Annotated in this window: 23 protein-coding genes and 1 riboswitch; of the genes, 13 read left to right on the top strand and 10 right to left on the bottom strand. The window is 69.7% G+C overall.

What is annotated here, in order from left to right:
- Positions 1-14: 14 nt before the first annotated feature.
- The 6 genes from EV648_RS15790 to EV648_RS15765 form a co-directional block, all read right to left on the bottom strand.
- Positions 15-794, bottom strand: a complete 780-nt coding sequence (locus EV648_RS15790) for a response regulator (RefSeq protein WP_132291270.1) — start codon at positions 792-794, stop codon at positions 15-17.
- Positions 697-1,983 carry a sensor histidine kinase gene (locus EV648_RS15785; protein ID WP_132291267.1) on the bottom strand — a complete coding sequence of 429 codons (1,287 nt, stop codon included), beginning with the start codon at positions 1,981-1,983 and terminating at the stop codon, positions 697-699. The genes EV648_RS15790 and EV648_RS15785 overlap by 98 nt, the downstream gene beginning before the upstream one ends.
- Positions 1,984-2,071: 88 nt before the next feature.
- A complete protein-coding gene (locus tag EV648_RS15780) occupies positions 2,072-3,520 on the bottom strand; it encodes an FGGY family carbohydrate kinase (RefSeq protein WP_132291264.1) in 1,449 nt (482 codons plus the stop codon).
- Entirely contained in the window at positions 3,507-4,922 is a 1,416-nt protein-coding gene (locus tag EV648_RS15775) for a trehalose-6-phosphate synthase (protein ID WP_132291261.1), read from the bottom strand. The genes EV648_RS15780 and EV648_RS15775 overlap by 14 nt, the downstream gene beginning before the upstream one ends.
- Positions 4,923-4,928: 6 nt before the next feature.
- The gene (locus tag EV648_RS15770; RefSeq protein WP_132291258.1) at positions 4,929-5,930 is read right to left on the bottom strand and encodes a Gfo/Idh/MocA family protein; all 1,002 of its coding nucleotides are present in this window, start codon (positions 5,928-5,930) and stop codon (positions 4,929-4,931) included.
- Positions 5,921-7,357, bottom strand: a complete 1,437-nt coding sequence (locus EV648_RS15765; RefSeq protein ID WP_199234636.1) for an amidase — start codon at positions 7,355-7,357, stop codon at positions 5,921-5,923. Before EV648_RS15765 ends, EV648_RS15770 begins: the two co-directional genes overlap by 10 nt.
- A gap of 147 nt (positions 7,358-7,504) precedes the next feature.
- Here EV648_RS15765 and EV648_RS15760 point away from each other — a divergent pair, with 147 nt between their 5' ends.
- The 3 genes from EV648_RS15760 to otsB are packed head-to-tail and all read left to right on the top strand — an operon-like array spanning position 7,505 to position 9,276.
- A complete protein-coding gene (locus tag EV648_RS15760) occupies positions 7,505-7,813 on the top strand; it encodes a DUF3263 domain-containing protein (protein WP_026162776.1) in 309 nt (102 codons plus the stop codon).
- A 12-nt stretch (positions 7,814-7,825) separates the two neighbouring features.
- Positions 7,826-8,446, top strand: coding sequence for a LytR C-terminal domain-containing protein (locus tag EV648_RS15755; RefSeq protein WP_241995310.1), 621 nt, complete (start codon positions 7,826-7,828; stop codon positions 8,444-8,446).
- Complete coding sequence (otsB, locus tag EV648_RS15750) at positions 8,443-9,276, top strand: trehalose-phosphatase (protein WP_132291252.1); 834 nt, start codon at positions 8,443-8,445, stop codon at positions 9,274-9,276. Before EV648_RS15755 ends, otsB begins: the two co-directional genes overlap by 4 nt.
- Here otsB and EV648_RS15745 read toward each other — a convergent pair.
- A complete protein-coding gene (locus EV648_RS15745; RefSeq protein WP_132291249.1) occupies positions 9,242-9,712 on the bottom strand; it encodes a hypothetical protein in 471 nt (156 codons plus the stop codon). The two genes, otsB and EV648_RS15745, sit on opposite strands and share 35 nt — an antisense overlap.
- A gap of 58 nt (positions 9,713-9,770) precedes the next feature.
- Between EV648_RS15745 and EV648_RS15740 the strand changes: the two genes are divergently transcribed.
- The 6 genes from EV648_RS15740 (at position 9,771) to EV648_RS15715 (ending at position 16,125) form a co-directional block, all read left to right on the top strand.
- Positions 9,771-10,724 (top strand): DNA-3-methyladenine glycosylase, encoded by a 954-nt coding sequence (locus EV648_RS15740; RefSeq protein WP_132291246.1) that lies wholly within the window; start codon positions 9,771-9,773, stop codon positions 10,722-10,724.
- Between the two features lie 33 nt (positions 10,725-10,757).
- Positions 10,758-12,005, top strand: coding sequence for a sodium:proton antiporter (locus EV648_RS15735; protein ID WP_132291243.1), 1,248 nt, complete (start codon positions 10,758-10,760; stop codon positions 12,003-12,005).
- 26 nt (positions 12,006-12,031) lie between these two features.
- On the top strand, positions 12,032-12,502 hold the full coding sequence (locus EV648_RS15730; RefSeq protein ID WP_241995222.1) for a GlxA family transcriptional regulator: 471 nt from the start codon (positions 12,032-12,034) through the stop codon (positions 12,500-12,502).
- Between the two features lie 65 nt (positions 12,503-12,567).
- Positions 12,568-12,706: riboswitch (SAM riboswitch) on the top strand.
- A gap of 10 nt (positions 12,707-12,716) precedes the next feature.
- Complete coding sequence (gene thrC / locus EV648_RS15725; RefSeq protein ID WP_132291240.1) at positions 12,717-13,985, top strand: threonine synthase; 1,269 nt, start codon at positions 12,717-12,719, stop codon at positions 13,983-13,985.
- Positions 13,982-14,257: a ubiquitin-like small modifier protein 1 gene (locus tag EV648_RS15720; RefSeq protein ID WP_132291237.1), complete on the top strand. Its 276-nt coding sequence runs from the start codon at positions 13,982-13,984 to the stop codon at positions 14,255-14,257. Before thrC ends, EV648_RS15720 begins: the two co-directional genes overlap by 4 nt.
- 701 nt (positions 14,258-14,958) lie before the next feature.
- On the top strand, positions 14,959-16,125 hold the full coding sequence (locus EV648_RS15715; RefSeq protein ID WP_370452722.1) for a zinc-dependent alcohol dehydrogenase family protein: 1,167 nt from the start codon (positions 14,959-14,961) through the stop codon (positions 16,123-16,125).
- 40 nt (positions 16,126-16,165) lie between these two features.
- On the opposite strand, the gene EV648_RS15710 is transcribed toward EV648_RS15715, so the two are convergent.
- The gene (locus tag EV648_RS15710) at positions 16,166-17,398 is read right to left on the bottom strand and encodes a helix-turn-helix domain-containing protein (RefSeq protein WP_132291231.1); all 1,233 of its coding nucleotides are present in this window, start codon (positions 17,396-17,398) and stop codon (positions 16,166-16,168) included.
- A 232-nt stretch (positions 17,399-17,630) separates the two neighbouring features.
- On the opposite strand from EV648_RS15710, the gene EV648_RS15705 reads away from it, so the two are divergent.
- The 3 genes from EV648_RS15705 to EV648_RS15695 are packed head-to-tail and all read left to right on the top strand — an operon-like array spanning position 17,631 to position 20,267.
- Positions 17,631-18,806 carry a DegT/DnrJ/EryC1/StrS aminotransferase family protein gene (locus EV648_RS15705; RefSeq protein ID WP_132291228.1) on the top strand — a complete coding sequence of 392 codons (1,176 nt, stop codon included), beginning with the start codon at positions 17,631-17,633 and terminating at the stop codon, positions 18,804-18,806.
- Positions 18,799-19,539, top strand: a complete 741-nt coding sequence (locus EV648_RS15700) for a hypothetical protein (protein ID WP_199234635.1) — start codon at positions 18,799-18,801, stop codon at positions 19,537-19,539. The genes EV648_RS15705 and EV648_RS15700 overlap by 8 nt, the downstream gene beginning before the upstream one ends.
- Positions 19,539-20,267, top strand: a complete 729-nt coding sequence (locus tag EV648_RS15695; RefSeq protein ID WP_132291222.1) for an amidohydrolase family protein — start codon at positions 19,539-19,541, stop codon at positions 20,265-20,267. The genes EV648_RS15700 and EV648_RS15695 overlap by 1 nt, the downstream gene beginning before the upstream one ends.
- Here the strand turns inward: EV648_RS15695 and EV648_RS15690 are convergent.
- Both EV648_RS15690 and EV648_RS15685 read right to left on the bottom strand, forming a co-directional pair.
- On the bottom strand, positions 20,264-21,208 hold the full coding sequence (locus tag EV648_RS15690) for a dihydrodipicolinate synthase family protein (RefSeq protein WP_132291219.1): 945 nt from the start codon (positions 21,206-21,208) through the stop codon (positions 20,264-20,266). The genes EV648_RS15695 and EV648_RS15690 overlap by 4 nt on opposite strands.
- A 17-nt stretch (positions 21,209-21,225) precedes the next feature.
- Positions 21,226-22,371: a mandelate racemase/muconate lactonizing enzyme family protein gene (locus EV648_RS15685; RefSeq protein WP_241995220.1), complete on the bottom strand. Its 1,146-nt coding sequence runs from the start codon at positions 22,369-22,371 to the stop codon at positions 21,226-21,228.
- 95 nt (positions 22,372-22,466) lie between these two features.
- On the opposite strand from EV648_RS15685, the gene EV648_RS15680 reads away from it, so the two are divergent.
- A complete protein-coding gene (locus EV648_RS15680; RefSeq protein WP_132291213.1) occupies positions 22,467-23,438 on the top strand; it encodes an LLM class flavin-dependent oxidoreductase in 972 nt (323 codons plus the stop codon).
- Position 23,439 lies beyond the last annotated feature (1 nt).

Here is a 23,439-nt window from a genome sequence, read left to right as displayed (position 1 = left end):
GCCGTACCCGCCTACTACACCGGGTGTACGCCGACCCCGCCCGGCTGTACTCCGATCACGCCGGGCTGCTGCTCCGAGCCCGGTTGCTGCGCCGAGCCCGGCTGTTCCGGGGTACCAGGCTGTTGCGGGGCGCCGGCTCGAACCAGGCCGGTGCGGTAGGCGATCACGACGAGCTGCGCCCGGTCGCGGGCTTCAAGTTTCACCATCGCCCGGTTGACATGGGTCTTGGCGGTCAGCGGCGACAGCACCAGCCGTTCGGCGATCTCGTCGTTGGACAGGCCGAGCGCGACCAGGCCGACCACCTCGCGCTCCCGCTCGGTCAGCACCGACAACTCGCCGGATCCCGTCGCCGGGTCGAGCTCGGGCTGGGCCAGGAACCGGTTCATCAGCCCGCGGACCGCCTTCGGCGAGAGCAGCGCGTCGCCGCGTGCGACCACCCGGATCGCGCTGATCAGCTCGTGCGGCTCCACGCTCTTGCCGAGGAAGCCGCTGGCACCGGCCCGGATCGCCTCGAAGACGTACTCGTCCACCTCGAAGGTGGTCAGGATCAGCACCTTCACCCCGGCCAGCGACTCGTCCGCGGTGATCAGCCGGGTCGCGGCCAGCCCGTCCAGCTCGGGCATCCGGATGTCCATCAGGATCACGTCGGCGCGTTCGGTCCGGGCCAGCTCGTAGGCCTGCCGGCCGTTCGCCGCCTCAGCAATGACCTCCAGACCGGGCGCTGAGTTCACCAGCACCCGGAACCCGCTGCGGATCAGCGTCTGGTCGTCGGCCAGCAGCACCCGGATCGTCACCTGTGTCTCCAGTCTCCAGAGGTAGGACGGCACGAACCCGGAACCCGCCGTGCGGCAGCGGCCCGACGGTGACGTCGCCACCGACCGCGGTCACCCGCTCCCGCATGCCGAGCAGCCCGTGGCCGGCGCCGACAGGCCCGGCCGCGGCGCTGCGGTACGGCGTACCGGGGTGGCCGCCGTCGTCGGTGGTCTCGATCGTGAGCGAGCCGCGTTGCGCCTCGAAGCGGACCTGGACCACCGAGCCGGGCGCGTGCTTGACCACGTTGGTGAGGGATTCCTGCAGGACGCGGTAGGCGGTCAGCTCGATCACGTCCGGGAGCGGCCCGGAGGCCGGCGGCTGCCAGTCGACGACGAGACCAGCCGCGGTGAACGACTCGATCAGCGCGCCGAGCTCCTGCAGGGAAGGGGTGGGGGCGGTCGGCAGCGAGCCGTCGCCCGAGCGGCGCAGTACGCCGAGCAGCACGGTCAGCTCCCGCAGTACGGTCCGGCCGCCTTCGCGGACCAGCGCGAGCGCGCGGTCGGCCTCGTCGGGCTGCTCGCGGAGCAGATGGGACGCGACCCCGGCCTGGACGTTCATCAGGGCGATGTGATGGGCGATCACATCGTGCAGCTCGTGGGCGATCCGTAGCCGCTCGTCGATCACCCGCCGCTCCGCCTCCTCCTCGCGGGACTGTTCGGCCCGTCGGATCCGCGCCTCGAACTCGGCCTGGTAGGCGCGCCGGTTCCGGACCGCCTCGCCGATGGCGGCGCCGAACAGGACGAGGACGGCGACCGAGATGTTCGCGAGCAGGTTGCCGTCGGTGAAGAGGGTCGCGACGGTGACCGTGATGACGGCGACGCTGACGAGCGCCACCAACCGCGTCAGCCGGTCCTTCTGGATCACGACCGTATAGATCGCCGCGGCGAGCGCCAGACCGATCGGGCTCTTCACCTGCTCGGTGATCGCATAGCCTGTCACGGCCAGCATGGTGATCGCGAGCACCACCAGCGGTGCCCGGCGGCGGAAGACCAGCGAACCGGCGGCGATCGCGACCAGGAGCACCCCGGTCACCGTGAGGTCGATCTGCTCGCCGGAGTGCCGATCGCCCGGCTGGATCAGATTGATCGCCAGGATGACCAGCGCGAGGGCGACGTCGGCCGCCACCGGATGCACGCTGTACCCGGCGTACCAACGTCGAGGCGCGCCCATCCCCTCACAGTACGTGCCCCCGGCCGCCCGCCACGTCCTCCAAAGGCCGTATCCACCCGGTACTACGAACGCAGTACTCCGGGACCAGTCAGCGAAGCTCGGCGTGGTGGGGCAGCTCGTGGGAGGCCTGTACTGCGAGGGCGCGCAGGGTTTGGTACCGCGGGCGCAGTCCGGCGACGCGGTCCAGGTCGTCCTTGTCCGGGGCCAAGGTTTCGCCGCCGGGGGTGGGGGAGAGACCCAGGGCGACAGCGGCGGCGCCTCGGGCTCCTACCTCGGGCTCGGAGCAGGCTGTCGTCGAGCGGGCGAAGGTCGCGGTCAGGCAGCGGCGCCACCACGCGGATGCGTCGATGCCGCCACCGCCGAGCACGACCTCGAGTTGATGGCCGAAGAGCGAGTCGAGCATCCGCAGCCCGCGGTCGATCTCCAGGGAGGCGCCCTGTAGTGAGGCGGCGAGCAGATCCGCGCCGGTGTCGTCGAACGACAGCCCGAAGTAGACGCCCGAACCACTCGGCACCGTCTCCGGCGGCCGGGTGCCCGCCTGGAAGGGGATCGCGATCACCCGCGTGGACCCGACCTCCACTCCGACCGGCTCGCGGCGCTCGCCCTCGAGCCGCAGCACGTCGGTCAGCCAGGCGTGCAGGTTTCCCGCGGCGGAGAAGGCCATTCCGGTCACCGCGCGCTTGTCGTCCACGCGGTACCGCCACAGCTCCCACGGCAACTCGGGCGCGCCCTCAATCGGGTGGACCACCCGCACGGCGGCCGACGTACCGACCGTCACGGCCGCGGTGGATTCGTCGTACGCGCCGGTGCCCACGTTCGACGCGGCGCCGTCACCCGTCGGCGGATGCACCGGTACGCCGACCAGCCCCGGCCAGCGTCGCGCGTACTCCGGGGAGAGGGAACCCGTCCAGCCGGTGGGAACGATCGGCGGCAGGTGCTTCTCGGTGACACCCGCGACCGCGAGTGCCTCCTCGTCGTACCGGCCGGAGGCGAGGTCCAACGTGCCGGTGCCGGAGGCAATCGAGACCGAGGTGACCCGCTCGCCGGTCAGCCGCTCGAGCACGAGGTCCGGCAGACCCGCGTAGGAGGCGGCCGGGACGATCGAGGCCAGCCAAGGGATTCGCCGGGTCCAGTAGAGCCGGTGCAGCCAGGCGCCGGTCCGAGCGTGGAACGCGTGCTCGTCGAAGGACGAGTCCAGCGAAAGCGGCACGGTCCGCGTGTCCACCCACGGGATCACCGGCGTCAGCGGCTCGCCCGAACCGTCGAGGGCGACGATCGAGTGCCACTGCGAGGACAGCACGATGTCGCCGATTCCGGTCAGGTGCCCGTTCTGCTGCAACTCGTCCAGGCAGCCGAGCAACCCCTCGACGTAGCCGTGCAGATCCAGCGTCGCCTCGCCGCCCGCGCCGTACGCCGGGGAGATCTTGTGCCGGGCCAACGCGCCGGGCACGGGTGAGGCGTCGGCCGTCAGTACCAGCGCCCGGGCCGACGAGGTGCCCAGATCCAGCGCGAGGATCCGTTGGTCAGTCTTCGGCATGCAGCGCCTTCAGGAAGGAGGCGGCCCAGACGTTCACGTCGTGCGCGGCCAGGTGTTTGCGCATCGCCTTCATCCGGCGGCCGAGTTGCCGGTCGTCGGTGTTCATCGCGTCGACGATGGTGTCCTTCATCCCGTTGATGTCGTGCGGGTTCACCAGAAACGCCTGCCGGAACTCGTCCGCCGCGCCGGCGAACTCGCTCAGTACCAGGGCGCCCGTGTCGTCGTACCGGCAGGCGACGTACTCCTTGGCGACCAGGTTCATGCCGTCGCGCAGCGGGGTGACCACGGCGACGTCGGCGGCCCGGAACAGCGCGGCCATCTCGGTCCGCGAGTACGAGGTGTGCAGGTAGTTGATCGCGGGCGTGCCGATCCGGCCGTGCTCGCCGTTGATCCGGCCGACCAGCAGTTCGATCTCGTCGCGCAGCACCCGGTACTGCTCCACGCGCTCCCGGCTAGGGGTCGCCACCTGAACGAACACCGCGTCGTCGACGGACACCCGGCCCTCGTCCAGCAGTTCGCCGAACGCGCGCATCCGCTGCCGGATGCCCTTGGTGTAGTCGAGGCGGTCCACGCCGAGCAGGATGTGCGCGGGGTTGCCGACCTCCTCGCGGATCTCCCGGGCCCGGGCCTCGGTCTCCGGCTGGCGGGCCAGTTGCTCGAGCTCGCCGACGTCGATCGAGATCGGGAACGCCTTCGCCCGGACGATCCGGTCGTCCGGCAGGTGGATCCGGTCGCCGCGGGTCCGCAGGCCCATCCGGTTGCGGGCCAGGCGGGCGAAGTTCGAGGCCGCGCCGGGCCGCTGGAAGCCGACCAGGTCCGCGCCCATCAGCCCGTCCAGGATCTGCCGGCGCCACGGCATCTGCGCGAACAACTCGGTGGGCGGGAAGGGGATGTGCAGGAAGAAGCCGATCCGTACGTCGGGCCGCAGCCGGCGCAGCATCGCCGGGACCAGTTGCAGCTGGTAGTCGTGCACCCACACGTCCGCGCCCTCGTCGGCGGCCTCCGCGGCCGCCTCGGCGAACCGGCGGTTCACCGCGACGTAGGACTCCCACCACTCCCGGTGGAACTCCGGCGGCACGATCACGTCGTGGTACAGGGGCCACAGGGTCGCGTTGGAGAAACCCTCGTAGTACAGCTCGATGTCCTCGGCCGACAGCGTCACCGGGACCAGGTGCATGCCGCCCTCGTCGAACGGGTCCAGCTTCTCGTCCGCTCCGCCGGTCCAGCCGATCCAGGCGCCGTGGTGGCTCTGCATCACCGGGGCGAGCGCGGTGACGAGCCCACCCGGGCTGCGCCGCCACGCACTGGTGCCGTCGGGCATCTCGATCCGGTCGACCGGAAGCCGGTTGGCCACCACCACGAAAGAACTGCGTCCGTTCGGTGTTCCCGACTGTTTCGGCATCAGCTGTTATCCACCCAGGTATTCGTCGTCGCCGGGGTAGCTGACCCCGATCTGTCTACGCGTCTCGTCGAGCAGGTCGAGGATCTCGATCGTGGCGGCATGCGGGAGGGCGGGGCATTCCACCAGCCCCGCGCGCAGCGCCCGCATCATCTCGGCTGCCTCGTAGTGGTACCCAAGGCCATGCGTCGGTACGTCGATCCGCTCCTCGCCCGCGGCGGTGCTGCGGACGTAGTACTCCGGGTGGTGGAACCGGTGCGGCAGCAGCAGGCTCCCCTCCGGGCCGCTGACCGAGGCGGTCCACGGGTTCTGCGAGCGGAGTCCGCAGGTCAGCGCGGCGACCGCGCCCGAGTCGTACCGCCAGGCCATCGCCACGTTCAGGTCGACGCCGTCCTCGTTGACCGAGCCGACCGCCTTCAGTTCGGCCGGGCTGCCGAGCGCCATGTGGACGAAGGTGATCGGGTAGATCCCGCCGTCCATCAGAGCGCCGCCGCCGAGCGCGGGGTCGAGCAGCCGGGCGGGGAGTTGCGGCTTGTGGAAGCCGAAGTCGGCCAGCGCCTCCATCGGCTCGCCGATCACGCCCTTCGCCAGGTCGGCGAAGAAGGCCTGCACGACCGGGTGGGTCCGCATCCACATCGCCTCGGCGAACAGCGTGTTGTTCTCGTGGGCGACGGCCACCAGGTCCCGGGCCTGCCGCGCGGTCAGCGTGACCGGCTTCTCGCACAGCACGGCGACCTTGGCCTGCAACGCGGCCCGGGCGATCGCGTAGTGCTGCGGGTGCGGGGTGCCGATGTAGAGGACGTCGACGTGGCCGTCCTCGAGCAGCCGGCGGTAGTCGTCGTAGCGGTGCTCGATCCCGAACTGGTCGGCGAACCGGTCGGCGCTGTCGAGCGACCGGGACGCGACCGCCGTCACCACCGCCTCGCCGGCGAGCTCGGCGAGATCCTTGGTGAACGCTGTGGAGATGTTGCCGGTAGCAACGATTCCCCAGCGGACTCGAGCTATACCCACTGTCTGAGCTCCGGGGTCGGGAACGGACCGTGAGCCTTGATTCTCGCGGTTTCGAACGCGTGCGCCAAGCGAATGAGGGTGTCATCACTCCGGCCGGTGCCGCTGAAGGTGATGCCGACCGGCAGCCCTTCGACCAGCCCGGACGGCACGGACAGCAGCGGATAGCCCGCCAGCGCGGCGTGCGAGGACGAGCTGCCGAGCACGTGGTCGCCGTTGATCAGGTCGATCGTCCAGGCCGGCGAGTACGACGGCATCACGAGGGCGTCCAGCTGGTTCTCGCGCAACAGCCCGTCGATGCCGTCCCGGCCGGCCCGCAGCGCCGCCAGCCTGGCGGCGACGTAGACCGGTGAATCGAGCCCTTCGGTGCCCTCGGCCCGCTCGAACAGCTCCTGGCCGAAGTAGCGCAGCTCGACGTCCGCGTGCTGCTTGTTGAACGCGATCAGGTCCGCCAGCGTCCTCGGACCGCCCGGCTTGCGGGTCGCCAGGTACGCCGTGAGGTCGACCTTCAGCTCGTGGGACAACACGTGCAACTGGTCCTCGTCGCCACCGGGAGTCGGCAGCGACAGATGATCCACCAGCGTCGCGCCACACCGGCTGAGCAGCTCGAGCGCCTCCTCGGACACCCGGTCCAGGCCCGTCGAGTACCCCCACAACGGCCCACGCGGTACGCCGATCCGAAGGTCGCTGAGGTCTTCGCCCCGGCAACTCCGCAGGTAGTCCGTGGCGCCACCGGTGAGCACGGTCAGCAGCGCGGCCGCCTGCCTCACGGTGCGGGTCATCGGACCGGCGGTGTCCTGCGAGTGCGAGATCGGCACGATGCCCTGCTGCGGGATCAGGCCGACGGTAGGCTTCAGCCCGACGACACCGTTCAGCGCGGCCGGGCAGACGATCGACCCGTTCGTCTCCGTGCCGATCGCGAGATCCGCCATTCCGGCGGCCACCGCCACGCCAGAGCCGCTGGACGACCCACCCGCTGAGCGGTTCAGGGCGTACGGGTTGCGGGTGAGCCCGCCGAACGCGCTCCAGCCGGACGAGGACGCCGAGCCGCGGAAGTTGGCCCACTCGCTCAGGTTGGTCTTGCCGAGCACGATGCAGCCCGCCTCGCGCAACCGGCGTACCAGCGGGGCGTCGTGGGGTGGCGGCGGCTGGTCGGCCAGCGCCAGCGAACCCGCGGTGGTCGGCAGGTCCGCGGTGTCGATGTTGTCCTTCACCAGCACCGGCAGGCCGTGCAGCGGGCCGCGAACGCGCCCGTCGTCACGCTCTGCATCCAGTCGGACGGCTTCGGTGAGAGCGGCGGGATTGGGCGTGCAGACGGCGTTCACCAAAGGGTTCACCGCGGCGTACCGGGCCTGCAGCTCCTCGACCGTCACGATGGCGGGTCGTGGGCCGGGCGACACGTCGCCAGGGCCCTGTCGAGTTGAGCTCACACGCTCGATCCTGCCAGAGTTGGGCGCGCCCGGCCGTCCGCCTACGACACGGGTCATGTCGCTGCGTGGTGAATGACATCGCTGTTGTTCAGCACGTAGAGTGTTGGGCGGACGGACGATCACCGACCGCACGGGAGTCACCAGCAGATGGACAGCGCCAACGCCAGCTCCTCCGGCCCCGCCGAAGCAGCCCAGCCGGCCGTCGCTGGGTTGTCGGATCGAGACGGTGCCATCCTCGGCTTCGAGCGCCACTGGTGGAAGTACGCCGGCGCCAAGGAGCAGGCGATCCGCGACCAGTTCCAGATGTCCGCCACCCGGTACTACCAGGTGCTGAACGCCCTGATCGACCGGCCGGAGGCCCTCGCCCACGACCCGCTCCTGGTCAAGCGCCTACGCCGGCTGCGAGCAGCCCGCCAGCGCGCCCGTTCAGCCCGTCGGCTGGGTATCGAGGTCTGAGCTTTGAGAAGTGTGCTGCGCCAGCGCTCCGCACGCTATCTCCGGCGCTCGAAGGACGAACGGGGCCAGGTCCTCTCGTCCCTGGTCGCCGTGCTTGCCGCCGTCGCGATCGTCGGCGGGCTGCTGTTCCTTTTCGGCACCCGCGGTAGCGACAGCGCGGCCGACACGCCCGTTGCCAAGACTTCTTCTTCGTCTCCGACGCCTGCCAGCCCGGCTTCGACCTCAGCGCCGACCTCCGTACCGACCACTGAGCCCAGTTCGGAGCCGAGTTCGGTGCCCAGTTCTGCGCCCAGTTCTGCGCCGGCCTCGGAACCGACGCCGACCACCGCACCCTCGACCGGTGCGTCCATCCCGCCGTCCGAGCGTCCCGCGGTCGAGATGTACAACAACACCTCTCGCAAGGGGCTGGCCGAGGACGTCTCCATCCGCGCCCGGCAGGCCGGCTGGACGGTCGCCGGTGCCGACAACTGGCACGGCAAGATCGTCGGGAGCACCGTCTACTACCCGCCGGGGATGCAGAGCGAGGCAGCCCAGCTGGCCAAGGACATCGGCATCAGCCGGACCAAGGACGCCCTGCCGAACATGAAGAAGGACCGGCTCACCGTCATCCTGACCACGGACTACGCAGGATGAGCACTCCCGTACTGGCGACTGCGGCCGGGCGGGAGGGCTGGGAAGCGATCGTCGCGGATCCGGCCGGGGCAGTGATCGCCTCAGACTTCGATGGCACGCTCTCACCCCTGGTCGAGGACCCTGCGATGTCCCGGGCGGCCGACGGAGCCCTGGACGCGCTGGCCCGACTCGCTCGCTCAGTGGGCCAGGTGGCCATCGTGACCGGCCGGCCTGCTCTGGTTGCGACCGAGCTTTCCGGCGTTACTGGACACCCCGGGCTCGGGCGACTCGTAGTACTGGGTCATTACGGGCTTGAGCGGTGGGAGGCCTCTACTGGTGCTGTGACGAGCGACCCGGTGCCACCGGGGGTTGCAGTTGCTCGGGATCGGTTGCCGGGTTTGCTGCAGGAGGCTGGGCTGCCGGACGCGTTCGTCGAGGACAAGGGCAGCTCGCTGGCGGTTCACACTCGCCGGTTACCGGAGCCATTGCCTGCTTGGGAGGCATTGCGTACTCCGCTGACGGAGCTGGCCGAGTCCACCGACCTCCGGCTGGAGCCGGGCAACCTGGTTCTGGAGCTCCGGCCGCCCGGTATCGACAAGGGAGTCGCCATGCGGCGGCTGGTCGAGTCCACCGATGCCCGCTCGGTCCTGTACGCCGGGGACGACCTAGGCGACCTCGCTGCCTTCCGGGCTCTGGATGACCTGCGCGGCGAGGGGCTCCACGCAGTACTGGTCGCTGCTCGCTCGGGGGGTTCGTCCGACCTGGCGGACGCGGCTGACATCGTCGTGGACGACCCAGCCGGTGTGGTGACCGTGCTTACAGCCCTTTCCGACGCGATCGCAACCCGCTGAACGTCTGGCTGAGCGTCCGGCCCAGAGGCTGGACCGGGTGTTCGATGTAGTTGCCGTCCTTGAGACTCGCCAGCCGCTCGAACGGATTGCGCGAAGCCGGACAGCCCGTGCGCAGCCAGGACCAGCCTGCGCCGAGGGCGTAGAGCGGGAGCATGGGGAGACCGAGCAGGCAGAAGTACTGCCAGGAATGGCGTTCCTCGTGCTTGACCAGGAGCGGACGCCGGTCGAAGTACGAGAGTTCGTTCTTGGTCAGCACCAGGTTCCCAAGCGTGAACGCGCTGGCGATCGGGAACCCCAGCCGGTACCCGGTCGCGTAGAAGAGCCCACGCGGCCCACGGCTGAACTTCGCCCGCCCGATCACCCCGACGAGCACCCCCATCGCCGTCGACAGGTTCAGCAAATTCCCCACCAACTTCACCCGCTGCCACCCCGACATCCCCTCACCCATACCTCAGTATGGGGTTCTGTCGGAGGCGTGAGTAACACTTGCGGGCGTGAGTTCGGTGGTGCGGAGATGGCGGGCGGCCTGGGCGGTGGATCCGCACACGGTGATCGGTGGGCTGCGCAAAGGGCCCGGCGACCCGGCGTACGTGTTCGACCCCGGCCGCCGTACGGTCTGGCGCGCCACCCGAACCCCTGACGGACCTGTCCTGCTGAGGCTCACGCCGTACTCCGGGGTGGGCGAGGTGGAGGCCGAGGCGTGGGGGCCTGGTGCGGAGTGGGCCCTGGACGGGGTGCCCGAGTTGCTCGGGGCGGCGGACAGCTGGGACGGGTTCGAGCCGTTGCCCGAGCACCAGCCGCTGGTGGACGCCGCGCGGCGGTTTCCACACTTCCGGGTGCCGAGGACGCGCGCGGTCTTCGAGGCGATGGCGGCTGCGGGGATCGAGCAGGTCGTCACCGGCAAGGAGGCGTTTGCCGGGTGGCGGATGTTGCTGCGCGAGTACGGCGAAGTGGCGCCGGGGCCGGGTGCTCCGGACGGCCGGAAGATGATGGTTCCGCCGTCGCCGGAGGAGTGGCGGCTGATTCCGTCCTGGCAGTGGTTGCGGGCCGGGGTGGAGGGGCGGCGGTCGCGGGTGGTGATCACGGCGGCGACCCGGGCGGCCGCGTTGGAGCGGACGCTGGAGCTGACCGACGGGGCTGAAGTGGAGCGACGGCTGCGGTCGTTGCCCGGCGTTGGTGTGTGGACTGCCGCGGAGGTCCGGCAGCGGGCTCATGGTGATGCGGATGCGTTCTCGTTCGCTGACTATCACGTGTCGCGGAACGTCTCGTACGCGCTGACCGGTGAGGAACTCGACGACGACGGCACCGCCGAACTCATCGAGCCGTACCGTGGGCATCGCTTTCGGGTCCAGCGCCTCCTGGAGTTGGCCGGCATCAGTCATCCGCGCTACGGCCCCCGCAAGTCTCTACCCACGCACACGCCGGGCGCCACGCATCGTCTTCGGTGAATACACCCGAACCTGGGCACTAGGGTCCGCATCATGCGGATCAACGGGGACGGGCTCTACCTGGTGGCGGGCCTCGCCCTGCTGGTGGGTGCTGTGCTGCCCCGGTTGCTCCGGCGGTACGCGATTTCCGCGCCGATCGCCTTCCTGGGCGCGGGCCTGCTGCTCGGGCTGTTCGTTGATCGCAGCCGGCTGAGTCCGATCGCCGAGCCCAAGCTCACCGAACACCTCGCCGAACTCACCATCCTGGTCGCCCTGATGGGTGTCGGCCTCGCGATCGACCGCCCGATCGGCTGGCGCCGCTGGAAAGTCACCTGGCGACTGCTCCTGGTCGCCATGCCCGCCTGTATCGCCGCGGTCGCCGGCGCCGGCTGGCTCCTCGGCCTCGCACCTGCCACCGCGCTCCTGCTCGGCGCGGTGCTTTCACCGACCGACCCGGTGCTCGCCTCGGACGTTCAGGTGCAGGGCCCGACGACCGGCGAGGGCGCCGAACCCGAGGAGGACGACGAGGTCCGCTTCGCGCTCACCTCGGAGGCCGGGCTGAACGACGGCCTCGCGTTCCCGTTCGTCTACGCGGCCGTGTTCGCCGCCACGAAAGGTGCCGTCGGCAACTGGGCGCTGGAGTGGTTCGCCTGGGACCTGGTCGGCAAGGCGGTGATCGGCGTGGCCGTCGGTGTCATCGCCGGCCGCCTGCTCGGCCGGATGGCCTTCTCCGCGCCGTTGCCGAGTTTCCGGCTGGCCGATTCGCGGGAGCCCGTGCTGGCTCTCGCGATGACGCTGGGGGTCTACGGCCTGGCCGAGGTACTGCACGGCTACGGCTTCATCGCCGTGTTCGTCGCCGCACTCTCGCTGCGGGCCGCCGAACGCGACCACGACTTCCACGAGGAGTTGCACGGCTTCGTCGAGCAACTCGAGCACATTCTGACCTGGGGGATCCTGCTCCTGCTCGGGGTGGCGATCACCGGCGGTCTGCTCAAGCCGTTGACCCTGGCCGGCGCCGCGATCGGCGTACTGCTGGTGGTCGTGATCCGGCCGTTGACCGCCTGGGTCTCACTCCACGGAACGCCGATGCGGCGGTCGGAGCGCTGGGTCACGGCCGCGTTCGGAGTACGAGGGGTCGGGTCGGTCTACTACCTGGCCTATGCGGGGTCGGACTTCGAGACCGACCTGCCGTGGTTGTGGGCGACGGTCGGCTTCACGGTCGTGCTCAGCGTCGTCGTCCACGGCGTCGCGGCGACTCCGTTGATGCGGATGCTCGAGATCCGCCGCGACCGGGATTCGTGACGGCCTGATTCGTGCGGGCGGGATCCGTGACGGTGGGCTTCCTGGTCCGCAAGGACTTCGGCGCTGCCGTGGCGAACGCGGTCACCCCGCGCCTGGTGATCCAGCCGTACCGGGCGGGTGGCCAGGCGCAGTACATCGAATCCCCGGTGCCGCCGGAGCCCGACGACGCGCCAGTCGCCCGGAGTCTCGGCTGGGCGCTGGAGCACCTGGCCGAGCCGATCGGCGTACCGGATCTGGCCAGGCAGGCCGGGTTGTCGCCGCGGACGTATCTGCGGCACTTCGTCCGGGCGACCGGGACGACGCCGGGTAAGTGGTTGATCGCCCAGCGCGTGCAGGCGGCGCTCACCATGCTGGAGACCGGGGACGCGCCGGTGGAGGAGATCGCGGCCGCGGCCGGGTTCGCGACTCCGGTGACGTTGCGGCACCACTTCGGGAAACTGCTGCAAACGTCGCCCTCGGCGTACCGGCGGACCTTCCGGGAGTGCCGGGCGGAGTGAGATCCGCTGTCTCGCATGGTGGGAACGGCAGACACAATATGGACCCGATTGGGTAACCTCGTCAGTGCTCATCCAGAGGGACTGAGGGAAACGGCCCGTTGAAGTCCCGGCAACCCTCCCCGTTGACGTCTCGATCCGAGGCGCTCGCGGCGGAACGGTGCCAAATCCGTCCCGCGCCGAGATCCGGTCCGGGGAAGATGAGGAGGGAACCTCCATGAGCCTGACCGCCGCCGCGTCGACCCACACCATCCGCGAAGGTGCCTTCGGCAACGGTACGCACCTGAGCTGCCGCGCCTGTGGGGCGAAATCGCCGCTCGGTCCGTTCTACGCCTGTATGGAGTGCTTCGGTCCGCTGGAGGTCGGGTACGAGTTCCCGACCATCACGCGAGAGCAGATCGAGGCCGGACCCAAGAACATCTGGCGGTACCAGCCGCTGCTGCCGGTGCCCACCGACGTGGCGAGCTTCCCGAACACCGAACCCGGCTACACCCGGCTGATCGACGCCGGCAACCTGGCCCGCGAGCTCGGCCTGCGCAAGCTCTGGGTGAAGGACGACTCGGGCAACCCGACCCACTCCTTCAAGGACCGCGTGGTCGCGTCCGCCCTGAGCGCCACCCGCGAGCTCGGCATGAAGGTCTTCGCCTGCCCCTCCACCGGCAACCTGGCCAATGCGGTCGCCGCGGCCGCTGCCCGGGCCGGCATCCGCTCGGTCGTCTTCATCCCGCACGACCTCGAGCGCCCGAAGGTGATCACCACCGCCGTGTACGGCGGCACCCTGGTCGCCGTCGAGGGCAACTACGACGACGTGAACAAGCTCGCCTCCGAGATCGCCGGCGAGGAGGAGGGCTGGGCGTTCGTGAACGTCAACGTCCGCCCGTACTACTCCGAGGGCTCGAAGACGCTCGCCTTCGAGATCGCCGAACAGCTCGGCTGGCGGATCCCGCAGCAGATCGTCATCCCGGTCGCGTCCGGCTCCCAGCTGACCAAGATCGACAAGGGCTTCACCGAGCTCGGCAAACTCGGCCTGGTCGAGGCCACCGACTACAAGGTGTACGGCGCGCAGGCCACCGGGTGCTCCCCGGTCGCCCAGGCGTTCCGCGACGGCCACGACGTGGTCAAGCCGGTCAAGCCGAGCACCATCGCCAAGTCCCTGGCGATCGGCAACCCCGCGGACGGGCCGTACGTGCTCGACGTCGCCCGACGTACCGGCGGAGTGATCGAGGACGTCAGCGACGAAGAGGTCGTCGAGGGCATCCAGCTGCTCGCCCGCACCGAGGGCATCTTCACCGAGACCGCGGGCGGGGTGACCGTCGCGACGCTGAAGAAGCTGATCGAGACCGGCCAGCTCGACCCCGAGGCCGAGACGGTGATCATCAACTCCGGCGACGGGCTCAAGACGCTCGACGCCGTGGCCGACCGGGTCGGCCCCAAGGTGACCATCCCCGCGTCGTACGACGCCTTCGTGAAGGCAGGGCTGCAGTGAGCGTCAGCGTTCGGGTACCGACCATCCTGCGGCCCTACACCCAGGGAGCATCCGAGGTCTCTGTCGAAGGCTCGACCCTGAGCGAGGTGCTCGAGTCTCTCGACACCTCCTACCCAGGCATCAAGGGCCGAGTCCTCGACGATTCCGGCGAACTCCGCCGCTTCGTCAACGTCTACGTGGACAACGACGACGTCCGCTTCGCCGAAGGCCTCCACACCTCGATCAAGGACGGCGGCCAGGTCTCCATCATCCCGGCCGTCGCCGGCGGGTAGCTGGTACTTCCCCTGTGCTTCGGTACGCCCCGGGCTGCCGGCTCTCTCCCCGCGTCCCCGGTCCCCGGCGGCTCGCGACGTACCAGCGTGCCCTCCGGGCGGTCAACCCCCGAGAGGGCGGGTTACCCCCTCGGAACCCGGGCAGCCACCCGACGTACCGACGCGCCTCCGAGGGGTCAACCCCTGAAGGTGCGGGTTGCCCCCTCGGATTCTGAGCAGGCATCCCTGCGGGTAGGGGGTTGACCCCTCAGAGGGGGCGATCACTGCACTGCGGGGTCGCGGTTCGCGGCGGGGGTTACCTGCCGTTGTTGTGGGTTCCCCTCTCGAAGGTTCGGGGGTAACCCGCAACAGGACTGGGTAACCCTCGAGTTTGCCGTCGTTCGCCTGGTGGGTGCGAGGGTGCTCAGCGCATGGGGTCACCTGGGCGTGGCGTGGTGGTTGGCGTTGCGAGCGACCTCTTCCTTTCGTTCGGTACAGCCGTGCCAGTGCAGCTGCCCGGGTGGGACCTTGGTCAGGCGAGCCGGCCGCTTGACCATGTCGCGGCGGCTATGTGACGCGCTCGAGTCCGTCCGGTGCTCAGTCGCTCCACCGCGACCACCCGGGACTCGCCGAGCGGCGACGGAGAAGCCGTGACCCGGGGCGGGTGGGAGCGAGCGACGAATGAGCGGCATGGGTGGAGTACCCGAGTCAGCTCGCGGCAGATGGACCCGGCCTGCGAGCACCTCGTGGTCGCCGAGCGGGCGATGGAGGAGTCGCGACCCCGGGGGCGAGCGACGGAGGGGCGGCGTGGGGCGGAGTACGCGGGTCGGGTGGTGGGGTGGGCGGCGGTGGGTGAGGATGGGGCGATGCGTGCTGTGGTGGTGGAGAAGTTCGGGGTGTTGCCGTCGGTTCAGGATGTGGCGGTGCCTGAGGCGGACCCGGGTGGGGTGGTTTTGAGGGTTGAGGCCACTGGGTTGTGTCGGAGTGATTGGCATGGGTGGCAGGGGCATGACTCTGACATCGTGTTGCCGCATGTTCCCGGGCATGAGTTGGCTGGGACGATCGCCGCGGTGGGGGATGGCGTTGCCGGGTGGAAGGCGGGCGATCGGGTCACGACTCCGTTCATCTGTGCGTGTGGGAAGTGTGAGCAGTGCTTGGAGGGCAATCACCAGGTCTGCCCCAATCAACTGCAGCCCGGCTTCAATTACTGGGGTTCGTTTGCCGAGCACGTCGCGTTGCCGTTTGCCGAGGTGAATCTGATCCGGCTGCCGGAGACCTTGGACTTCGACACCGCAGCCGGGTTGGGGTGTCGGTTCGCGACGTCCTTCCGCGCGGTTCGGCAGGTCGGTCGGGTCGCGGCGGACGAGGACGTCGTGATCTTCGGATGTGGTGGCGTTGGGTTGTCCGCCGTGATGATTGCTGCCGCGCTCGGTGCACGCGTCATTGCCGTTGATACCAACCCTGCTGCCCTCGAACTGGCTCGCTCGTACGGCGCCGCCGACACCGTTCAGGCGTCATCGGACGTAGTGCAGGAGATTCTCGAGCTCACCGGCGGTGGTGCGCGGGTGACGATGGATGCGCTGGGATCGAACGCGATCGTCCAGGACGCCTTGCGGTCGTTGCGGCCCAGGGGGCGGCATCTTCAGGTCGGTCTCTTGCCTGACGGAGTGCAGTTGGATGTGTCGCGGCTGATCGGGCAGGAGCTGGAATGGCTCGGGAGTCACGGGATGCCGGCTCATGCCTACCCCGAGATGCTCGATCTCGTTGCCTCAGGCAACCTGAAGCCGCAGGACCTGATCACCCGCACGATCTCACTCGATGAAGTCCCCGCCGCGCTCGACGAGCTCACCGCCGGTAGTCCGGCCGGCGTCACCGTCATCCGCCCCTAGGACGATCGGGCCGGCGTCACGATCACCCGCCCGAGGAACCTCAGAGTCGGATCAAGTAGACCGTCGGTGGACGCCCGGTGCGGCCGTGTTGTTGGCTGCCGATGGGGTCGGCGAGGCCGGCGCGTTCCAGGCGCTTGAGGACTCGGCGGGCCGTGCGGAGCTGGACCGCCAGATGTTCGGCCACGTCCTGTGTCGTCAGACCATCGGGCAGAGTGGCGACCAGTTCGCGCATCCGGGACAGGGTCTGGGTATTCAGACCAACCCGACGCGCCAGTAGCGGCAGACTTTCCGGACCGCGATCCGCAGCCGGCTGGTCGTGTTCGCTGGACGGTTCGATGACGATCTCGACGTCGTCCGACATCGACACCACTCCGGCCACTGTGCCGATCGAGGTCGCCCGGCTGACCGCGCGTCGAGCCAGGGCCTCGGCCTCGGCGGCGGTGCGGCCGACTCCGAAGCCGACGCGGGCGGTGGCGTGCCGTGCGGCCAGTTGGTCGAGGAGCGGCATCCGGGTGAACTGCTCGGTCGCCTGCTCGAGCAGACCGCGCGTCGTGACGACCAGGTTCCGCCCGTCGGGCAGCGCCGCAAGACTCCCGCCCAGGGTGATCAGGTCGCCGGCGAGCGCTTCGTCCGGTTCCGGCAGGTCGATGATGCCGAGCGCGACCTGGGCGTCGCCGACGTGTTGCCCGGTGGTGGTCAGCACCAGCGCCTGCAGCGTCGACTGGATCGAGTACCGCGAGGGCGCCAGCCGGACGGACGGCATCTCGTTCTCGAGCAGGTGGAACGCCGAGCCCAGACAGCTGATCGCCACCTTCGTGTCGTGGCGTTCCCGGGCGTTGCGGTGGAAGGCGACGATGTCGTCGGAGGTCAGCCCCGCCCGGTACGGCAGTACGTGGATCTGGTCGGTCGGCAGTTTCGCCTCGATCAGGGTCTCGATCACCTCGCTGCGGCGCAGGGTGTCGATCGAGAACCGGGTGACGTCGTGACCCAGCCGGAGCAGCTCGACGAGCGCCCGCAGCAGCGTCGCCCCGTCGTACGAGACGTACATCGCCGGGCGGTCGATGATCCCGGCGGCGGTGGCGATCGTGTACGGGACGACGCCGGTGAAGAGGATCGCGTCAACCTTCTCGCGGCTCTGCTCCACCAGCGTGACGGTCTCGCTCTCGTGCCGGTACGGCAGCGGCACCAGGGTCGCGGCGCTGTTGGCGGCCCCGACCGCGAGGACGCGCTGGACCAGGTCCTCGGGCCCGATGATCCCGACCGTGAGCGCCATCAGACCACTGCTGAAGGCAGGGTCCGGCGGGCCGGATCCAAGCGGCTGATCACTGCAGTGCACTCCTCATCAGTCCGTCATGGCCCCGAGTGGGGACCGGACTTCTGGTCCGGCCCTCAAATCGGCAGAATAGCGCAACGCTTGCGCGCAAGTGGTGCACCTCTTGACGACACCTAACGCGCTTTCATAGGTTTCGGTCAAGACCTAAATTGCTCGAACCTTGGAGCCGCGCATGTCCGGATCGCCGGTACGCCGAACGCCGCTGCCCGGGGTGCTCGAGCCGGCCGGCCGCACCTTCGGCGAAGAGGAGCGCGAGGCCGTACTGCGGGTCCTCGACTCCGCCGTGCTCTGCAGCACCTTCGGGGGCGAGGCGCGAGCGCTGGAAGCCGAGATGGAGGACCTCTACGGCCGGACCGCGGTGGCCTGCAGTTCCGGTACTGCGGCCCTGCACCTGGCGGTCGCCGCAGTACGGTTCGAGCCGGGCGACGAGGTGATCACGACGCCGATCTCCGACTTCGGCACGGTCGCCCCGATCCTGGCACAGAACGGCGTACCGGTCTTCGCGGACGTGGACCCGGCTACCGGCAACCTCGACCCGGCAGCGGTGGAGGCGGCGATCACCCCGCGGACGAAGGCGATCATCGCGGTCCACCTGTTCGGCGCACCGGCCGACATCGTGGCGTTGCGCGCGATCGCCGACCGGCACGGCCTGCTGCTGATCGAGGACTGTGCACAGGCCTGGCTCGGTACTACGGCCGACGGCGAGTTGCTCGGGCGGTTCGGCGACATCTCTTGCTTCAGCCTCCAGCAGTACAAGCACATCAGCGCGGGGGACGGCGGCCTGGCGGTCACGGCTGATCCTGAACTGGCTGCCCGGATGCGGCTCTTCATGGACAAGGGATGGGATCGTGCCAACGGCCGGGTTCACCTCATGCTCGGGCTGAACTACCGGATGACGGAACTGGTGGCGGCCGTGGCTCGGGCTCAGCTCGGCAAGGTCGCCGGGGTGGTGGAGCGCAGACGCGAGCGCGCGGCGCAGTTGCTGGCGGCGCTGGAGGACTTGCCGGGGCTCGGTCTGCCGGAAGCCGCCGGGCACGCGTGGTGGTTGTTCCCGTTGATCGTTCCCGGCAACAACCGCGCATGGGCGGATGGCCTAGCCGCAGAAGGGGTTCCCGCGGCGGCCGGCTATCTGGATCGGACGCTGTACGCGAACCCGATCTTCACAGAGGCACCCGTCTACGGGAACTCGCGGTACCCGCTGGACCGTGACTACCCACCCGGGCTCTGCCCGAACGCGGAGCGGCTGATCCAGGAGACGCTCGTGGCGTTGCCGTGGAACGAGGCCTACACGAAGACTGACGTGGACGACATCGCCCAAACCCTCCGGAAGGTGCATGCCGGTGTATGACTGGCAGACCCGAACCCCGGCCGAGGACATCGAGTACGACGTCGACGTACTCTTCGGCGCCTGGCCGTCCCATCCAGCCGACACCGACCTCGCCACCGTGCGGGAGAGACTGACGACCGCCGGCATCCGCCGCGCCCTGGTCATCTCCACCCGCGGCGCCCTCTTCGACGCCGCCGCCGGCAACACCGAAACCCTCGCAGCAGAAGCAGAGGACCTCATCCCGGTCGGAACCGTGGATCTCCGCGATGCCGTCGGTGTCGGGGAGCGGCTCGATGAACTGGTCGCCGCCGGAGTCCGGTGTCTGCGGTTGTTCACCGTGCAGCAAGGAGTGCAGCAGCCGACCCCGGCGTACCTGCATGTGGTTGAGGAAGCCTGTACCAGAGGAATGGTGCTGCTGCAGGACGGCGATCCGCGGCGCTTCGGACAGGCGCTGGCGGGACGCGGTGCCGAGGTGATCTTCCTCGACCTCCACGTGTACCTGCTCACCGACTTCCTCCTGATGGCCCGCGACGAACCAGGCTTCCGCGCCACCAGCCGGATGCTGTCGAGTCCGGACGGGATCGAGCGGGTGGTCGAGACGGTCGGCGCCCACCACCTCGTCTTCGGCTCCCGCACGCCGTTCGTGGACATCTCGCCGCAGACTCTCCGCCTGCGGTACGCCCGGATCACCGACGACGACCGGGCTTTGATTGCCGGCGGCAACGTCCAGGCACTGCTCGAGAAGGTGGCCTGATGCGGATCATCGACGTCCACGGCCACTGGGGTCCCTGGCCGTACCACCTGGACGGCGGCGACGTCGCCCTCAACGTGGAACTGATGGACCGCTACGGCATCGACCTGCAACTCGTCTCGTCAGCGGAAGCAGTCGTGTACGACGCGGTCGCGGGCAACGCGGCGCTTGCCGAGGTACTCATCGACGAACCCAGGCTGTACGGCTATGCGGTGGTGAATCCCAACCGCCTGGACCGCAGCGCGGACGACCTGCGTGACTGCCTGAGCACGGGCCGCTTCCTGGGAGCCAAGATCCACACCACGTATCCGGGAGTACCGGTCGGGTCGCCGTTGATGGCGGCCGCGTTCGACATGCTCGACGAGGTCGGCGTGCCGTTGCTCCTGCACACCTGGGGAGCCGACGTCGCGCTCCTGCCCGGGATGCTGGAGAAGCGTCCGCGGCTCAAGGTGATTGCGGGTCACGCCGGGGGGGATGCCTGGCGCGAGGCCGCCAAGGCCGCCGCGAGCTGCGACCGGCTCTACCTCGAGCACTGCCGGACGGTGACGGACTACGGGCGGATCGCCTACGCCCGGGAGGCCGGCGTACCGATCGAGCAGTTTCTGTTCGGCACCGACTCCACACTGATCGACCCGTGCATCTCGCTGGGCGTCATCCGCGACGCAGGCTTCACGCCGCGCGAGCTGCAGCGCGTCCTGGAACTCAACGCCGCCGAGCTGTTCGGACTCTAAAGTCCTTCTAGACAACGGATCACGAGCTCACGCTCGGCGGCGGGTAGCGAGGGTCCGTAGGGATCCACAGCTGCCTCCTCAGGTAGCAGGCCCTCCCACACGGCCGCCCAGAGCATCCGCTGCACGTAGCCCTCGATCGGGTCGTAGAAGGTCGCGGCGGCGAAGCGGTCCAGCCGCTCGGAGGCCGCGATGAAGCCGGAGTGATCACCGTCGGTCCAGGCACGCAGTACTGCGGCCGACAGGTCGACCTGGGCGGCGGCGATCCCGACCAGCGCGGTGTCCGCGCCCCACATCATCGACGGGCCGAACATCCGGTCCTCGCCGGTGATCGACAACTTACTCGTACCCCGGCCCGCCCAGATCGCGTCCTGGCACCCGATCGCCTGGTGCAGGGTCGCCGTCTTGACCCCCAGCATCGCGGGGAGCTCCAGCAACTCCCGGATCAGCTCAGGCGGATACGGATAGCCGCCCGCCTCGCCGTGCAGGTAGAAGCCGACCAGCGGCAGCCCACTCTCGGCCGCAACGCGCTCATGCAGTCGGACGGCCGCAGCACGTCCGTCCGGCAGCGACGCCAACGCAGCAAGGGGATACACCATCACCGCGTCGGCGCCGTGACTCGCGGCGCTCACCGCCATCGCCACCGTCGCATCCGCTGCCTCGTCGAGGCTCGGCGCCGAAACAGAGCGCGGTACGCCGACCCCCGCCACGATCGGCGCGGAGGTGGCCTCCCGCCAGGTCGCGAGCACCTCGGACCGGTCCGACTCGCTGAGGTAGAGCCCCCGGCCGGTGTGGGCCCACACGGCGATACCGCCGATCGGCCCGGCCGCGATCGCGTCGGCGTACTTGGTCAGGGCGTCGTAGGCCACCACACCCTCGGTGTCCATCGGAGTGACCACCGCCGGCAGCAAGGTGCCGCGAAGCCGTTCGACGAGTTCATGCATGCGCTAGGCCCTCCCTGTCAGACATCGTGGCCGAGGCCGGGCCGGGTAGGTACGGTGACCCAGCCGTTGCGCTCGCCGAACACGCTCGGAGCCAGCGGCTCCTCGTCCACCAGCATCGGCCCGACAAGGTCCGCCGGCACAGTGGCCCCAGGAACCGCCGCGGCCAGGTGGAGAGCCGCGAGCGTAGCCACACCCAACTCAGGCATGGACCCGACCTTCACCGCCAGCCCGGCCGCCTCGGCGACGTTGGCTATCTGCAGCGCCCGGTGCAGCCCACCGACCTTGAGGATCTTGATGTTCAGGACGTCGGCCGCTCCGCGCCGGGCGATCTCCAGGGCGTCCTGGAGCGAGTGCATGCTCTCGTCGACCATCAGGCGCAGGTCGAGCCGCTCCCTGAGCCTGACCAGCCCCGCAAGGTCCCAGCGCGGCAGCGGTTGTTCCAGCAAGGACAACCCCGACTCGGCCATCTTGGCGAGGTACGGCAGCGCCGTGGTCGCGTCGTAGCCCTCGTTCGCGTCCAGGCAGAGCTCGGCGTCCGCCGGAAGCGCGGCACGCACCGCGCGGACCAGTTCGAGGTCCCGGGCCGGGTCCTGCCCGCCTTTGACCTTGAGATGACGGAACCCCAGTCCGGAGTACTCCGCTGCTTCGGCGGCCATCTCGTCCAGCGTGCCGAGTCCGACCACCCAGGCGGTCTCCACCCGGTCGCGGACGCCGCCGCCGAGCAGGACGTGCACGGGCCAGCCGCTGAGGCGCCCGGCCAGGTCGTACAGCGCGATGTCGAGTCCCGCCTTGGCGACATGCTGCCCGCGCAGGACGGTGTCCATCACCAGGTGGGCACCGGCCCGGTCGAGCGGATCGCGGCCGACGAGCGCCGGCGCCAGATGGTCCTCGATGGCTGCGGTGACCCCGGCCAGCGTCTCGCCGGTGTAGGCGGTCATGGGCGAGGTCTCGCCGACTCCCACGGCACCGTCGGCCGTCTCGATCTCCACCACCAGGCTGACCAGTTCCGTGCTGATCCCGCTGCTGATGTGGAACGGTCGCCGGTACGGCGCGCTGACCACCCGGGTCCGGATCGCCGCGATCGGATCGGTGCCCGGGGCTGTGCCTGGTTCGGAATTCGCCGAGCGGGCGGGCAGGCCGACCGGGTGCGGGGCGACGCTCAAGATCCGGCTCCTAGGGGTCGCAATTCCCGAACAAACCATTTACGGTCAAGACCGTAAGTAGCGCGGTCGGTCGATGTCAATGGAAGGTGGCACCCATGCGGCTGGGGCTCTATCTGAATCTCTACGGCGCCGACGGCGACCGGCCGTCGCTCGAGGACGCCGTCGAGCAGGCGCAACTGGCCGAGCAGGCGGGCTTCGAGTGGATCGTGCTCGGCGAGCGGCACCTGCACCGGCCCGGCTACCACGAGATCCTCACGTCGCTGACCTGGCTGGCGGCCCGGACCGACAGGATCGGACTGGCCACCGCCGGCATCGTCGCGCCGCTCTACCACCCGGTCGTGCTGGCCGAGACGCTCGCACACCTCGACGTCTTGTCGGGCGGCCGCCTCACCGCCGGCTTCGTGCTCGGCTACCGGCCGGAGGAGTTCGCGCTGTACGGCGTGACGCAGGCCCAGCGGGTCGCGCGGTTCGAGGAGTGCCTGATGATCCTCACCCGGCTGTGGACCGAGGACGAGGTCAGCCACGACGGCAGGTTCACCTCGATCCGCGAGGCGTTCCTGTCGCCCCAGCCGGTGCAGAACCCCAGGCCCCGGCTGTGGAACGGCGGCCGGGTGTCCGCGGTGCTCGAACGCACCGCCCGGATGTGCGACGGCTGGACCACCTCGTTCAACGAACTGGACGCCGACCTGCCGGCGAGGATCTCGGAGTACCGGTCCTATCCACGCGGCGAGAACACGCTCGGCGCCGAGGTGATCCTTTGCAGGGAAGGGTTCTGCGCACCGACCTCGCAGCAGGCGCGGGAGATCCTGGAGCCCCCGCTCCGCGACCTGTACGACGCCTACACCGGCTGGAAGCGGACGTCGGCCGACGCGTCGCGGTACACGCAGGGCTGGGACGACATCGCAGCGCGCAGCGTGATCGGTTCGCCCGGCCAGTGCGCGGAACGCCTGCAGTACTACGAGGAGCTCGGCGCCGACGGCGTGATCCTGCGGATCCAGCCGCCGGGGATGCCGCAGTCCGAAGTGCTCCGCTCGATCGATGCCTTCGGCAAGGTCCTCAACGGCTAGC

This window comes from Kribbella sp. VKM Ac-2568, from assembly GCF_004345365.1.
GTDB classification, from domain to species: domain Bacteria; phylum Actinomycetota; class Actinomycetes; order Propionibacteriales; family Kribbellaceae; genus Kribbella; species Kribbella orskensis.
Note: the sequence above shows the minus strand (reverse complement) of the source record. Positions and strands in the feature narration are given on the sequence as shown.

Bases quoted from the DNA above. Each gene is read 5' to 3' on its own strand.
- EV648_RS15785 (WP_132291267.1), bottom strand. From the start codon at position 1,983: ATGGGCGCGCCTCGACGTTGGTACGCCGGGTACAGCGTGCATCCGGTG.
- EV648_RS15780 (WP_132291264.1), bottom strand. From the start codon at position 3,520: ATGCCGAAGACTGACCAACGGATCCTCGCGCTGGATCTGGGCACCTCG.
- EV648_RS15775 (WP_132291261.1), bottom strand. From the start codon at position 4,922: ATGCCGAAACAGTCGGGAACACCGAACGGACGCAGTTCTTTCGTGGTG.
- EV648_RS15760 (WP_026162776.1), top strand. From the start codon at position 7,505: ATGGACAGCGCCAACGCCAGCTCCTCCGGCCCCGCCGAAGCAGCCCAG.
- otsB (WP_132291252.1), top strand. From the start codon at position 8,443: ATGAGCACTCCCGTACTGGCGACTGCGGCCGGGCGGGAGGGCTGGGAA.
- EV648_RS15745 (WP_132291249.1), bottom strand. From the start codon at position 9,712: ATGTCGGGGTGGCAGCGGGTGAAGTTGGTGGGGAATTTGCTGAACCTG.
- EV648_RS15735 (WP_132291243.1), top strand. From the start codon at position 10,758: ATGCGGATCAACGGGGACGGGCTCTACCTGGTGGCGGGCCTCGCCCTG.
- thrC (WP_132291240.1), top strand. From the start codon at position 12,717: ATGAGCCTGACCGCCGCCGCGTCGACCCACACCATCCGCGAAGGTGCC.
- EV648_RS15715 (WP_370452722.1), top strand. From the start codon at position 14,959: ATGGACCCGGCCTGCGAGCACCTCGTGGTCGCCGAGCGGGCGATGGAG.
- EV648_RS15710 (WP_132291231.1), bottom strand. From the start codon at position 17,398: ATGGCGCTCACGGTCGGGATCATCGGGCCCGAGGACCTGGTCCAGCGC.
- EV648_RS15705 (WP_132291228.1), top strand. From the start codon at position 17,631: ATGTCCGGATCGCCGGTACGCCGAACGCCGCTGCCCGGGGTGCTCGAG.
- EV648_RS15695 (WP_132291222.1), top strand. From the start codon at position 19,539: ATGCGGATCATCGACGTCCACGGCCACTGGGGTCCCTGGCCGTACCAC.
- EV648_RS15690 (WP_132291219.1), bottom strand. From the start codon at position 21,208: ATGCATGAACTCGTCGAACGGCTTCGCGGCACCTTGCTGCCGGCGGTG.
- EV648_RS15680 (WP_132291213.1), top strand. From the start codon at position 22,467: ATGCGGCTGGGGCTCTATCTGAATCTCTACGGCGCCGACGGCGACCGG.